The organism is Curtobacterium sp. PhB130, from assembly GCF_003755165.1.
Lineage (GTDB): Bacteria > Actinomycetota > Actinomycetes > Actinomycetales > Microbacteriaceae > Curtobacterium.
Genome location: NZ_RKII01000007.1, coordinates 342,969 through 355,699, shown reverse-complemented (window position 1 = coordinate 355,699; position 12,731 = coordinate 342,969). Strand labels below are relative to the sequence as shown.

Sequence of the window (12,731 nt, the reverse complement as noted above, 5' to 3'; positions counted from 1 at the left end):
CGCGGTGCCAGACCGCACCGTGCCTCCCGTCCGTCTCCACTCGCGCGCAACGCGCACAACGGAAGGCGGTCCACGTGACGGACACCATCCTCGAGATGCGGGACATCACGAAGACGTTCCCCGGCGTCAAGGCCCTGCAGGGCGTCTCCATCGAGGTCGAACGCGGGCAGGTCCACGCGATCTGCGGTGAGAACGGTGCCGGCAAGAGCACCCTCATGAAGGTGCTGTCCGGGGTCTACCCGGCCGGGACGTTCGACGGCGAGATCCTGCTCGACGGCGAAGCCGTGTCGTTCTCGAACATCAACGACTCCGAAGCAGCCGGCGTCGTGATCATCCACCAGGAGCTCGCACTGAGCCCCTACCTGTCGATCGCCGAGAACATCTTCCTCGGCAACGAGCGCTCCAAGGCGGGCTTCATCGACTGGAACAAGACGAACCTCGCCGCCGCGGAGCTCCTGACGCGCGTCGGCCTCAAGGACAACCCGATCACGAAGATCGTCGACATCGGCGTCGGCAAGCAGCAGCTCGTCGAGATCGCGAAGGCGCTGTCGAAGCGGGTGAAGCTCCTCATCCTCGACGAGCCCACCGCCGCGCTCAACGACGACGACTCCGCGCACTTGCTCGACCTCATCCGGTCGCTGCAGGCCGAGGGCATGACGGCGATCATCATCAGCCACAAGCTCAACGAGATCAAGGCGATCGCGGACAAGGTCACGATCATCCGCGACGGCCAGACGATCGAGACGCTCGACATGCACGCGGACGACGTCTCCGAGGACCGGATCATCCGGGGCATGGTCGGCCGCGACCTGTCGAACCGCTACCCGGAGCACGAGTCGAACGTCGGCGAGGAGCTCCTGCGGATCGAGGACTGGACCGTCCACCACCCGCTCGACGCGTCCCGCGAGATCATCCACCAGGCGAACCTCACCGTCCGCGCCGGCGAGATCGTCGGCATCGCGGGGCTGATGGGTGCCGGGCGCACCGAGCTGGCGATGAGCGTCTTCGGGCACTCGTACGGCACGGGCATCTCCGGCACCGTCTACAAGCGCGGCGAACCGATCAAGACGCACACGGTGTCCCAGGCGATCGACCACGGCATCGCCTACGCGACCGAGGACCGGAAGCGCTACGGGCTCAACCTGCTCGACGACATCAAGCGGAACATCTCCGGCTCGGCGCTCGGGAAGCTCGCCGAGTGGGGCTTCGTGAACGGGTCCGAGGAGACGACCGTCGCGCGGAAGTTCCTCAAGGACCTGAACATCAAGGCGCCGAACGTCGACGTCGTCACCGGGAAGCTCTCCGGCGGCAACCAGCAGAAGGTCGTCCTGTCGAAGTGGATGTACGCGGACCCCGAGGTCCTCATCCTCGACGAACCGACCCGAGGCATCGACGTCGGCGCGAAGTACGAGATCTACACGATCATCAACGCGCTCGCGGACCAGGGGAAGGGGATCATCGTGATCTCCTCCGAACTCCCCGAACTCCTCGGCATCTGCGACCGCATCTACACGCTCTCCGAGGGCCGCATCACGGCGGACGTCCCGCGCTCCGAGGCGACGCCCGAGGTCCTCATGCAGTACATGACCCAGGAACGGGAGACCCCTGTCAATGAACGCGCTTAAGTCCGCCGCCGGCTACCTCACCGGGCAGCTCCGACAGATCGGCCTGTTCATCGCGCTGATCGTCATCGTCATCTTCTTCCAGGTGACGACCGGCGGGATCACCCTCGCCCCGATCAACGTCTCGAACCTGATCGTCCAGAACAGCTACATCCTGATCCTCGCCATCGGCATGGTGATGGTCATCATCGCCGGCCACATCGACCTGTCCGTCGGGTCGGTCGTCGCCTTCACCGGCGCGATGGCGGGCGTCATGATCACGCAGTGGCACGTGCCGTGGCCCGTCGCCGTCGTCCTCTGCCTGGTCATCGGTGCACTCGTCGGTGCGTGGCAGGGCTTCTGGATCGCGTACTTCGGGATCCCGGCGTTCATCGTCACCCTGGCCGGCATGCTCGCGTTCCGCGGTGCCGCGCAGATCGCCCTGCAGAACCAGCAGATCTCGCCGTTCCCGGAGGGCTTCCGCTCGCTCGGCTCCGGCTTCCTGCCCGCGTTCGGTTCGTCCGGCTACGAGCCGCTGACGATGATCCTCGGCTTCGCGGCCGCCGCGATCCTCGTCGTCACCGCGTTCCGCGGCCGTGCGACCCGTCGGAAGTACCAGCTCGAGAGCGAACCCGTCGCCTGGTTCATCACCAAGCTCGCGTTCACCGTCGCGCTCGTCATCTACGTCGCGCTGCTCCTCGCCAGCTACAACGGCACACCGATCGTGCTCGTCATCCTCGGCGTGCTCGTGGTCGTGTACTCGCTCGTGATGCGGAGCGCCGTGTTCGGCCGGCACATCTACGCCATCGGCGGCAACGCCCTGGCGGCGCAGCTCTCCGGCGTGAAGACGAAGCGCGTCACGTTCCTGCTCTTCGTCAACATGGGCGTCATCTCGGCGCTGGCGGGCGTGGTCTTCACCGGCCAGCTCAACCTCGCGTCGCCGAGTGCGGGCAACGGGTTCGAGCTCGACGCGATCGCCGCGGTGTTCATCGGCGGCGCGGCCGTCACCGGTGGCATCGGGACCGTGCCGGGAGCCATCGTCGGTGGTCTCATCATCGGCATCCTGAACAACGGCATGTCGATCCTCGGTGTCGGCACCGAGTTCCAGTCCCTCATCAAGGGCCTGGTGCTGCTCGCCGCCGTCGCGTTCGACGTGTTCAACAAGCGTCGGGCGGCGTCCGCGCGCAAGTAGCGGTCGCGGTCTGCGGTTCGCCGCGGTCGAGTGCGCAGCAACGGGTGGGTTCCGGTCCGGGACCCACCCGTTGGTGCGCGCTCACCTGGTCAGGACGGCCCAACCCCCGGACAGGAGGCTGACGGTCCCGTCCCGCAGGTCGCCCCCGCCCGCCTCCACCCGCGTGGCGTCGGCGACGGGCAGGTCGACGGGGTCGTCGGACAGGTTCAGGGCGGTCACCACCGCGGCGTCCGCGGTCGCGGTGCGCAGCACGATCGCGGTGTTGGTCAGGTGGGTCACGTCGGTGTGCGCCCGGTGCAGCCACGGTTCGCGGCGGCGCAGCGCGACGAGCGCCTCGTACGCGTGCGTCAGGGACGTCGGTGCCGGCGGCGCGTCCGGGAACTCCGGCCGGACGGCGTCGTCCCCACCGATGCGTTCCTCCTTGACCCCGGTCCAGCCGTACTCGTCGCCAGCCCAGACGCTCGGGGTCCCCGCGACCGTGAAGAGCACGGCGGCCGCGTGCCCGGCGAACCGCTCCCCCACGGCGCTCGCGATCCGCGTGACGTCGTGGTTGCCGACGAAGGTGCTCGGGACGAACGTCGCCAGCAATGCGTCGTGCCGCTCGATCGCGTGCGCCAGCTCGTGGCAGTTCCGGTCCGCGATGCCGTGCCAGACGCCCTGCCACAGCTCGTACTGCGTCGTCGAGTCCATCGTCGACTCCCGGACGATCGCCGCCGCGTCGCCGTGGATCACCTCGCCGGTGAACCAGGCGTCCGGGAACCGCTCCCGCACCCGGGGCAGCACCCGCGCCCAGAACGCCGGCGGCACCGCGTAGGCCGCGTCGAGCCGCCACCCGTCGATCCCGCGCTCGAGCCAGTGCGTCATCACGTCGACCACCAGGTCCTCGGTCGCCGCACTGCCGTGGTCGAGCGCCACCAGGATGTCGTGCCCCTCGAACAGCCCGACCGGCACCGGGTCACCCGGTGCCCAGCCGGTCCAGTCGATGTCGAACAGCGCGGCGGACTCCGCAGCCGGGCCGTCGGACTCGAGCGCCCGGAACGCCGGGTGCTCCCGACCGACGTGGTTGAACACCCCGTCGAGCAGTACCCGGACGCCCTTGTCGTGCGCCGCGGCCACGAGTGCGTCGAAGTCACCGTCGTCCCCGAGCCGCGGGTCGATCCGCAGGTGGTCGACAGTGTCGTAGCCGTGGGTGGAGCTGGCGGAGACCGGGCCGAGGAGCAGCCCGTTCAGCCCGAGGTCGACGACGTGGTCGAGCCAGTCCGCGATCCGACCGAGCCGGTGCTCGACGGGCCGATCCGCCACGGGTGTCTCCGGCCGGATCTCCGCTCCCACGAAGCCGAGCGGGTACACGTGCCACCACATGACGTGCCGGACCCAGTCGGGCTCGGGCGGACGGGTGGCTGCGTCGTCGGTGGTCACCGCTCCGATGCTGCCAGGCGCCGCGCTCGCTGGGTACGCCGGTGCGCTTCCGGACGAAGATGGGCGCATGGGACGAGCGATCCGCACCGAGGACGATGCCGCGCGCAACGCCGCAGCGCACGCCGAGCGGACCTGTGCGTCGTGCGGACGCCGGATGCCGACGAACGCCCCGCCCGATGCCAGGTGGTGTTCGGACGCCTGCCGCCGGCACAAGCTCGACGACACCGACCGGCACCTCGAGCGGACCATCGACGAGCTCCTCGACGCCCGAGCACTCACGTCGAGCACCTGTCCCTCGGACGCCGCGCGGGCGATCGGCGGGGACGACTGGCGCGACCTGATGGAGCCGGCGCGCCGGGCCGCGCGGCGGATGGTCGCGCGGGGCGAGGTCGAGATCACGCAGGGCGGGAACGTCGTCGACCCGTCCACGGCGAAGGGCCCGATCCGCATCCGTCGCCCGCGGTGAGGCTCAGTCCGACCAGCCGCACGCGATCATGCCGACCCGTCACGTCGATCACGAGATCGAGAACTCCTCGACCTGACTCACGCGGCGAGGATCTGCTCCCTCCGCCCGACCAGGCGTTCGAGCGCCGTGACCAGCTGCCGGGTCTGGTCGCGAGTCCCGCGCGATGAGGAGTACTGGAAGTGCGCTTTCTCGTCCGTCAGGCGCTTGAGGTTGTTGCCCGGCTGGCGATCGGGCGAACAGGCCCTGTCGAGAAGCCGTCGCGCTTCGCCGTGATCATCACCCTTGAAGTGGTACCCGAGCGTGCTTCCGCAGATCGCGTCGGCCGCCGCGATGCCGCCGAGAACGGCGTTGGCACCAGCCGCCTTCCAATCAGCGTTCAGCTCGGACTCGACGCACAACCGCGCTACCTCGAGATAGGACTTCGCTTCGTCCCGGCGCCGCTGGACTTCGTTCGGTGCCATCGACCTGGTTCGCGCGGCCATCAGATCAGGTCGCGGATGTCGCGGCCGTACACCGTCTTCGCGTCATCCCGCCAGGAGCCGAGCAGCGGGTCGTTCTCCATCGCGAATCGCCGGAGGTCCGGTCTCGTCACGTCGAAGACCTGGCAGTCATTGCCACTCCAGATCCGCACCATCGACCCGAGCTCCACGATGAGCTCGGTGTCGACGTGGTCGTCGAACACGACGACGAGATCGACGTCCGAGGCAGCCGTCGAGTCCCCGCGGGCGACCGAGCCGAAAACGGAGACCGAGATCACGCCCACGTCACTCCGGTCGACGAGATGAACGATCCGGCGCTCCAGTTCCTGACGCGCCTCGAGCGCGAGCTCGATCGCCGGCCACAGGACGTGCGAACGGTTGGCACGGTAGGAAGAGTGCTGCAATCCCCGTTCCACGACGACGAGGCCCGCCAGCTCGAGCTTGTCCAACGCGCGTTTGATGCCGGTGTGGCTCGCGACGCCTGCGACGCGAGCGACCTGCCGCCCTGTCATGCCGCTGTCCGTTCGCGCCAGGACCCGGATGGCCCTGGCGGCCGTCCGTCCTACGAGCGTCGCCAAGGGCTCGGCTACTTCCATCAACCGTCCTCCATCCGTGTACACAAAAGTGTTACACGTGTTTCGCTTTTGTGTACACCTCGGCGGTCCACCTCGTGAGGGAAGGATCACGGGGCGACAGGTGTTGGGGAACGCGATGACTCCTGACGAGACCACCAGCACGCAGCACTCCGACCGTCGCATCGCCCTCGTCGTGGGCGCCAGCGGCATCACCGGCTCCGCCCTCGTGCGGAACCTGATCGGCGACGGGTGGGACGTCGCTGCGCTGTCCCGCCGTGCCGGCAGCCGCGATGGTGTCCGCGGTGTCGCCGCCGACCTGCGCGACCCCGACGCGCTCCGGGCCGCGCTGGCCGGGGAACGCCCGACCCACGTCTTCTTCACCGCATGGCAGCGACAGGCGACCGAGGCCGAGAACATCGCCGTCAACGGGGCGATGGTCCGCGACCTCCTCGCCGCGCTCGAGCACGCACCACTCGAACACGTCGCACTGGTGACCGGGCTGAAGCACTACCTCGGCCCGTTCGAGGCGTACGCCGCCGGCGAGATGCCGGACACGCCCTTCCACGAGGAGGAACCGCGTCTCGACACCCCGAACTTCTACTACGCGCAGGAGGACGAACTCTTCGCCGCAGCCGAGCGGCAGGGCTTCACCTGGTCGGTGCACCGCTCACACACGGTCATCGGCCACGCGGTCGGCAACGCGATGAACATGGGCCTGACGCTCGCGGTGCAAGCGACGATCGCGAAGGAGCTCGACCTCGACTTCGTGTTCCCGGGCAGCGAGGCGCAGTGGAACGGGCTGACCGACATGACCGACGCCGGACTCCTCGCCGAGCACATGGTCTGGGCATCCACCACGCCTGAGGGCGCGAACGAACCGTTCAACATCGTCAACGGGGACGTCTTCCGGTGGCGCTGGATGTGGCCGCGGCTCGCCGCACACCTCGGGGTGGACCCGGCTCGTGTCGTCGGGTACCAGGACGAACCGCGCCCGCTCGAGGAGCAGATGGCACCGTACGAGTCGTCGTGGGCATCCATCGCCGAACGGCACGGGCTCGCCGAGCCGGACATCACCCGGGTCGCGTCGTGGTGGCACACCGACGCGGACCTCGGTCGGGCGATGGAGGTCGTCACCGACATGGGCAAGAGCCGCGACGCCGGCTTCACCGGGTACCGCCGCACCGAGCAGGCGTTCGCGGACCTGTTCGCCCGCTACCGCGAGGACCGGCTGATCCCCTGACGCCGCCCTCGGGACCCGGGCAGACTCGGGTCATGACCGAGCCCGACGACCACTTCTTCGTCGTCGACGGCCGTCGCTGGCGGCGCACGGACCCGGCGATCCCCGAGGACCTCGCCGCGCGGCTCCGGTCCCACCTCGGCCGCGGGCGGAACGCGGTCAAGCAGGCGAAGCGCGCCGGCGACGACGAGGCCCTCGCCGCCGCACGGCACCGCAACGGCATCGCGAAGCACGGGCTGGGCGAGCGGGGTCCGGCGTGGTGGGAGCGCCCGGAAGCCGACCGTGTCGCCGATGCCGAGCGAGCCGCGGCGGACCTCGACGCCCTCGAACCGCGCGATCCCTGACGCGCGTTCCTTCCCATCGCGCCCGCACTGGGGAGCGGAATCGTGCGCAGGGGGTCGGAAGAACCGACCTCCTACGCGCGATTCGACTCACCACGCGGGATTCGACCTACCGCGGGCAGGGCACCGGGCAGCGCGCGGGGATCGGGAGCGCGGGGCTCGGGAGCGCGCGAGGACCGGGAGCGCGGGCGCCGGGCGCACCGCGGGGTCAGGACTCGGTGTGGCCGAGCGACGGCTCCGTGCGCAGGCACACCGTGCGCGACGCCGCGGCGTGCAGCTCGAGCACGACGACCTCGTTCGTGCCCTCGCGGAGCACCGGCCCGGGCACCGCGAGCGTCTGCTGCGGCCCTCGCGACCAGTACCGCCCGAGGCAGAACCCGTTCACCCAGGCGACGCCCTTCCGGAACCCGTCGAGCGACAGGTAGCGGTCCCCCGGCGCGGCGAGGTGGAACGACCCGAGCGCCAGGACCGGCCCGGCGAGCACGTCCCCGTCGGTCGGGGCCACGGAGCGCAGGGCATCGAGCGCGGCGGCGGGCAGCGGGTCGAACGCCAGCGGCGACGCCGTCCACCGTTCGAGCGGCGCACCGTCGACGGACACCTCGCCGATGAGGCCCTTCGGCTCGCCGATCCGGGGCCCGTAGTCGACGCGGCCCTGGTCCTCGACGAGGAGCTCCAGCGTGCCGGTGACCGGTGGGAGCGCGATCGCGCGGTCGTGGTGCTCGCGTTCGAGGACCCCGACGGGCCGCCCGTCGACGCTGACGATCGCACGGTCGCGGACCTCTTCGCCGACGGTGAGCACACCGCCGGCAGGCAGGTCGACCTCGGTGCGGTAGAGCACGAAGCCCGACGCGGCACCGAGTGCGTCGAAGGTGGGGACCCCGTCGTGCGCGGTCCACGACGTGAGCTGCGGGAGCAGCGCGTGCAGGGCACCGGCCCGCTCGAGTCGGACGGCGACGTCCGTGGCGGGGGTGGGCCGAGCCTCCAGACCGGCTGCCGACGACCCGTCGAGGTGACCCGATCCACCTGGTTCCATCGATGCGGGCAGGGCCGGGACCGGCGCGTACCGTTCGATCACGGCGCGGAACGCGTGGAACTTGGCGGTGGGCCGACCGGCCTCGTCGAGGGGTGCGTCGTAGTCGTACGACGTCGCGATCGGCCGGTACACGCCCTTGTCGTTCGCCCCGTTGGTGAAGCCGAAGTTCGTGCCCCCGTGGAACATGTAGATGTTGACCGAGCCGCCGGCGCCGAGCAGGTCCTCGAGGTCGGAAGCCGAGGCAGCGGCCGGGGTGGTGTGGTGGTGCTCGCCCCAGCTGTCGAACCAGCCGTCCCAGAACTCCGAGCACATCAGCGGACCGGTCGGCTGCGCCTGGCGCAGCCGGGCGAGCCTGGACGTGACGCGGGAACCGAACGAACCCGTGCGGTGCAGGGACGGGAGCGAGCCGTCCTCGAGCATCGAGTCCATCGGCTGGTCGACGCTCGTGAACGGGACGGTGAGGCCGATCGCGCGGTGCATCGCCTCGAGCTTGGTGAGGTAGACCGGGTCGGAGCCGTAGGCGCCGTACTCGTTCTCCACCTGGACGAGGACGATGGGGCCGCCCTCGTCGATCTGCCGCGGGACGAGGATCGGGGCGAGGGCGTCGAGGTACCGCGACACGGCCGCGAGGAACTGCGGCTCGTCGCGGCGGATGCCCACGGTGCCGTCGGCGAAGAGCCAGTACGGCAGCCCGCCGTTGGTCCACTCGGCGCAGATGTAGGGGCCGGGGCGGACGATGGCGTGCATGCCCTCGGCCGCGACGAGGTCGAGGAACCGGCCGAGATCGAGGCCGTCGGTGAAGTCGAAGGTGCCGGGGGTCGCCTCGTGGGCGTTCCACGCGACGTACGTCTCGATGGTGTTGAGGCCCATCAGCCGGGCCTTGCGGATCCGGTCGGCCCAGAGGTCCGGGTGGACCCGGAAGTAGTGGATCGCGCCGGACAGGATCCGGTGCGGCTCGCCGTCGAGCAGGAAGTCGGTGTCGCCGATGGCGAAGCGCATCACGCGCCCTTTCTGGAGGGAGGGGCCGCACGGTCGTCCGTGCGGCCCCTCGGGGTGAGCGGGTGCTACTTGGTCGAGACCGTGAAGCCCTGCTGCTTGCCGTACTTCACGAGCGCAGCCTGCCAGGCCTCGAGGCCGGAGTCGAGCGAGGTGCCCTTCTCGTAGGACTGCCCGACCGTGTCCGCGTAGACGCTGTTCGCGTACACCTGGTACGGCAGGTAGGTGAAGTCGTTGTCAGCGCTCTTGGACGCGTCGACGAGGACCTCGTTGATCTTCTGCCCACCGAAGTAGGACGGCTCCTCGTTGAGGAACGACGAGGACTCCAGGTCCGCGGTGGTCGACGGGAACCCGCCGGACTCCATGAACACCTTCGTGGACGCCTTCGACGAGTTCAGCCACTTCAGGAAGCCCGCGGCGAGTGCCGGGTTCTTCGTCTGCTTCATGACGACCTCGGCGCTGCCGCCGTTGTTCGCCGTGGTGGCGGTGGTGCCGTCGTAGGTCGGCATCGGGGCCACACGCCAGTCACCGGACGCGTCGGCGACGCTCGCCTCGAGGTTGCCCGGCATCCACGCGCCCGTGATGAGCGTCGCGATCTGGCCGTTGCCGAGCTGCTTGTACCAGTCGTCGGTCCAGCCGACGGTCTTGGAGAGCAGGCCCTTCTCGACCAGCTCGTTCCAGGTCGCGGTCCACTTCTTCGTCCCCGCGTCGGCGAGGTTCACCGTGACCTTGTCGCCCTTCGTGGTGAAGGGGGTGCCACCGGCCTGGGCGATCATGCTCGTCGTGAAGCCGGCGTCGCCGGAGTCCGCGGTGATGTAGGCGTCCGGGTCGGCGGCGTGCAGCTTCGCGGCAGCGGCGACGTACTCGTCCCACGTCTTCGGCACGGCGATGCCGTACTCGTCGAAGACCTTCTTGTTGTAGAACAGCGCCATGGGGCCGGAGTCCTGCGGCAGGCCGTAGATCTTCGAGCCGTCGGTGACGGAGCTCCAGGTGCTGGCCGCGAACTTGCTCTTCAGGTCGCCGAAGCCGTAGCTCGACAGGTCGAGGAGCGACTCGGAGAGCGAGAACTGCGGGAGCGCGTAGTACTCGACCTGGGCGACGTCGGGGGCACCCGAGCCGGCCTTGATCGTGTTCTGCAGCTTCGTGTACTGGTCGGCGCCGGTGCCGGCGTTGACCAGCTTGACGGTGACCTTCGGGTACGCCTTCTCGAACGCGGCGACCTGGGCCTTCGCGGACGGGGTCCACGACCAGTACGTCAGCGTGCCGCCCTTCTCGAGGGCCTTGTCGATGTCGGAGGCGGAACCGCTGGCGGACGAGCCGCCGGAGGCGCAGGCCGCCAGGGCGATGGCGGCGGTGACGCCGATGGCGAGGGCGCTCAGCCCGCGCCGGAGACGCTTGTTCATTCGGGTGCCTTTCACTTCTTCGTGTTGGGAGTGGTGCTGCTGTGGTGAGCGGCTCCACCGGCGTCCGCCGGGCAGCCGCCCCGGGTTCAGGCCTTGACGGACCCGGCCGCGAGGCCGGACTGCCAGAAGCGCTGCAGGAAGAGGAACGCGACCACGATCGGGATGATCGTGAGGAGCGATCCCGTGACGACGAGGTTGTAGATCGGCTGGGCACCGGAGCCGGTGGCCTGCGCGTTCCACTGGTTGAGGCCGACGGTGAGCGGGTACCACTTCGGGTCGCTCAGCATGATCAGCGGCAGGAAGTAGTTGTTCCAGGTGGCGACGACCGCGAAGAGCAGCACCGTGACCACGCCGGGCGCGAGCAGTCGGAGCGCGATGGTGAAGAAGATCCGGAACTCGCCGGCGCCGTCCATCCGGGCGGCCTCGATGAGCTCGGTCGGGATCGCGTCGACCGCGTAGGTCCAGATCAGGTACATGCCGAACGGGCTGATCAGGGACGGCAGGATGATCGCCCACGGGGTGTTCGTCAGGCCGACCTGCGAGAAGAGCAGGAAGGTCGGGACGGCCAGCGCCGTGCCGGGCACCGCGATCGCACCGAGGACCACGGCGAACACCGCGCGGCGACCGGGGAACGCGAACTTCGCCATGCCGTAGCCCGCGACCGTCGCCAGCAGGGTCGCCCCGCCGGCACCGACGACGACGTACAGCAGCGTGTTGCCGAACCACTGCAGGAAGATGCCGTCGTTGTACGTCAACGTGTCGACGATGTTCTGCCAGAGGTTGAAGTTCCCGCCGAACCAGAGGCCGAACGTGGACAGCAGCGACGACTGCGTCTTCGTGCTGTTCACGAGCAGGTAGAACAGCGGCGCGAACGAGTAGACGACGAAGACGACCATCACGGCGGTCAGCAGACCGGACCGCTTCGGCTTGCGTCCGTCGACGGGCTGCTTCGCCTTCCGGGAGGCTCGTCCTGCTCCGGCACGGCCGTCGCGGAGCGTCGTGGTCGCCTCGGTCACCGTGGCCGGGGGGCTCTGGAGGGTGCTCATCGGTTCTCCTGTCGGGTACCGCGGACCTGCACGACGTAGGCGATCACGGCGGTGATGACGCCCATCACGATGGCGACGGTGGCGGAGTAGTTGAACTGCTGGCCGCTGAAGGACAGCGAGTAGGCGTACATGTTCGGCGTGAAGGCACTGCCGATGACGTTCGGGGCCAGGGTCTTCAGCAGGTTCGGCTCGTTGAAGAGCTGGAAGCTGCCGATGATCGAGAAGATCGTGGCGATGACCATCGGGCCGCGGAGCGCCGGGAGCTTGATCGAGAACACCGTGCGCAGCGGGCCGGCGCCGTCGAGCTCGGCGGCCTCGTACAGCTCGCCGGGCACGGTGCGGAGGGCCGCGTAGAAGATCAGCATGTTGTAGCCGAGGAACTCCCACGTGACCACGTTGCCGATGGACGTCAGGACCCAGGTCGGGCTGAACGGCTGCAGGAGGTCGATGCCGAGCGCGTGGTTCGCGGCACCGGTCAGGCCGAACTGGTTGCCGTAGATGAAGCCCCAGATGAGCGCAGCGACGACGCCGGGGACCGCGTAGGGCAGGAAGACCGCGATGCGGAAGAAGCTCGTTCCCCACAGGCGGGCGCTGTCGAGCGCGAGCGCCGCGACGAGCGCCAGGCCGAGCATGATCGGCACCTGGATCACGAGGAAGATCGCGACGCGGCCGAACCCGGTCCAGAACTGCGAGTCCTGGAAGAGCTGGATGTAGTTCGCGAACCAGACGAACTGGTTGCCGCCGACGAGCTGGTCGCGGAACAGGCTGAGCCAGAGCGCGTACCCGATCGGGACGATGAGCATCAGGACCAGGACGGCCACGAACGGGCCGACGAACAGCCATCCGGTGAACCGTCCGCGGGGCTTCGGCCGACGTCGCGGGGGCGTGGCGGGAGCGGTGGCCGCTGCCGGGCGCGCTGCGAGCGTGCTCATGTGACTCCTTC

At 69.4% G+C, this 12,731-nt stretch carries 12 protein-coding genes; 5 read left to right on the top strand and 7 right to left on the bottom strand.

Annotated elements, in window-relative coordinates; all coding sequences use genetic code 11:
* The first annotated feature begins 74 nt into the window (after positions 1-74).
* Positions 75-1,625: a multiple monosaccharide ABC transporter ATP-binding protein gene (gene mmsA, locus EDF24_RS07505; RefSeq protein ID WP_123655699.1), complete on the top strand. Its 1,551-nt coding sequence runs from the start codon at positions 75-77 to the stop codon at positions 1,623-1,625.
* A complete protein-coding gene (gene mmsB, locus EDF24_RS07500; protein ID WP_123655700.1) occupies positions 1,612-2,793 on the top strand; it encodes a multiple monosaccharide ABC transporter permease in 1,182 nt (393 codons plus the stop codon). Before mmsA ends, mmsB begins: the two co-directional genes overlap by 14 nt.
* 81 nt (positions 2,794-2,874) lie before the next feature.
* Here the strand turns inward: mmsB and EDF24_RS07495 are convergent, their stop codons facing one another.
* The gene (locus EDF24_RS07495; protein WP_185021626.1) at positions 2,875-4,155 is read right to left on the bottom strand and encodes an alpha-amylase family glycosyl hydrolase; all 1,281 of its coding nucleotides are present in this window, start codon (positions 4,153-4,155) and stop codon (positions 2,875-2,877) included.
* Positions 4,156-4,279: 124 nt separating this feature from the next.
* Between EDF24_RS07495 and EDF24_RS07490 the strand changes: the two genes are divergently transcribed.
* Positions 4,280-4,678, top strand: a complete 399-nt coding sequence (locus EDF24_RS07490) for a DUF3253 domain-containing protein (protein WP_123701964.1) — start codon at positions 4,280-4,282, stop codon at positions 4,676-4,678.
* 77 nt (positions 4,679-4,755) lie between these two features.
* Here the strand turns inward: EDF24_RS07490 and EDF24_RS07485 are convergent, their stop codons facing one another.
* Positions 4,756-5,139: a hypothetical protein gene (locus EDF24_RS07485; RefSeq protein WP_148070849.1), complete on the bottom strand. Its 384-nt coding sequence runs from the start codon at positions 5,137-5,139 to the stop codon at positions 4,756-4,758.
* 20 nt (positions 5,140-5,159) lie between these two features.
* Entirely contained in the window at positions 5,160-5,777 is a 618-nt protein-coding gene (locus EDF24_RS07480; RefSeq protein WP_185021597.1) for a nucleotidyltransferase domain-containing protein, read from the bottom strand.
* Positions 5,778-5,868: 91 nt separating this feature from the next.
* On the opposite strand from EDF24_RS07480, the gene EDF24_RS07475 reads away from it, so the two are divergent.
* Positions 5,869-6,972 (top strand): SDR family oxidoreductase, encoded by a 1,104-nt coding sequence (locus EDF24_RS07475; protein WP_123655704.1) that lies wholly within the window; start codon positions 5,869-5,871, stop codon positions 6,970-6,972.
* Positions 6,973-7,004: 32 nt separating this feature from the next.
* Entirely contained in the window at positions 7,005-7,313 is a 309-nt protein-coding gene (locus EDF24_RS07470) for a biopolymer transporter Tol (RefSeq protein WP_123701958.1), read from the top strand.
* A gap of 205 nt (positions 7,314-7,518) precedes the next feature.
* Here the strand turns inward: EDF24_RS07470 and EDF24_RS07465 are convergent, their stop codons facing one another.
* The 4 genes from EDF24_RS07465 to EDF24_RS07450 form a co-directional block, all read right to left on the bottom strand.
* Complete coding sequence (locus tag EDF24_RS07465; RefSeq protein ID WP_123701955.1) at positions 7,519-9,342, bottom strand: beta-galactosidase family protein; 1,824 nt, start codon at positions 9,340-9,342, stop codon at positions 7,519-7,521.
* A 65-nt stretch (positions 9,343-9,407) separates the two neighbouring features.
* Positions 9,408-10,742, bottom strand: coding sequence for a sugar ABC transporter substrate-binding protein (locus EDF24_RS07460; RefSeq protein ID WP_185021596.1), 1,335 nt, complete (start codon positions 10,740-10,742; stop codon positions 9,408-9,410).
* Between the two features lie 86 nt (positions 10,743-10,828).
* Positions 10,829-11,788, bottom strand: coding sequence for a carbohydrate ABC transporter permease (locus EDF24_RS07455; protein WP_123655708.1), 960 nt, complete (start codon positions 11,786-11,788; stop codon positions 10,829-10,831).
* The gene (locus EDF24_RS07450) at positions 11,785-12,720 is read right to left on the bottom strand and encodes a carbohydrate ABC transporter permease (protein WP_123655709.1); all 936 of its coding nucleotides are present in this window, start codon (positions 12,718-12,720) and stop codon (positions 11,785-11,787) included. Before EDF24_RS07450 ends, EDF24_RS07455 begins: the two co-directional genes overlap by 4 nt.
* Between the last annotated feature and the right edge of the window lie 11 nt (positions 12,721-12,731).

Excerpts from the sequence above, each read along its gene's own strand:
- EDF24_RS07490 (WP_123701964.1), top strand. The coding sequence starts at position 4,280 with ATGGGACGAGCGATCCGCACCGAGGACGATGCCGCGCGCAACGCCGCA.
- EDF24_RS07465 (WP_123701955.1), bottom strand. The coding sequence starts at position 9,342 with ATGCGCTTCGCCATCGGCGACACCGACTTCCTGCTCGACGGCGAGCCG.
- EDF24_RS07495 (WP_185021626.1), bottom strand. The coding sequence starts at position 4,155 with ATGTGGTGGCACGTGTACCCGCTCGGCTTCGTGGGAGCGGAGATCCGG.
- EDF24_RS07455 (WP_123655708.1), bottom strand. The coding sequence starts at position 11,788 with ATGAGCACCCTCCAGAGCCCCCCGGCCACGGTGACCGAGGCGACCACG.
- EDF24_RS07475 (WP_123655704.1), top strand. The coding sequence starts at position 5,869 with ATGACTCCTGACGAGACCACCAGCACGCAGCACTCCGACCGTCGCATC.
- EDF24_RS07450 (WP_123655709.1), bottom strand. The coding sequence starts at position 12,720 with ATGAGCACGCTCGCAGCGCGCCCGGCAGCGGCCACCGCTCCCGCCACG.
- EDF24_RS07485 (WP_148070849.1), bottom strand. The coding sequence starts at position 5,139 with ATGGCACCGAACGAAGTCCAGCGGCGCCGGGACGAAGCGAAGTCCTAT.
- EDF24_RS07470 (WP_123701958.1), top strand. The coding sequence starts at position 7,005 with ATGACCGAGCCCGACGACCACTTCTTCGTCGTCGACGGCCGTCGCTGG.
- EDF24_RS07460 (WP_185021596.1), bottom strand. The coding sequence starts at position 10,742 with ATGAACAAGCGTCTCCGGCGCGGGCTGAGCGCCCTCGCCATCGGCGTC.
- mmsB (WP_123655700.1), top strand. The coding sequence starts at position 1,612 with ATGAACGCGCTTAAGTCCGCCGCCGGCTACCTCACCGGGCAGCTCCGA.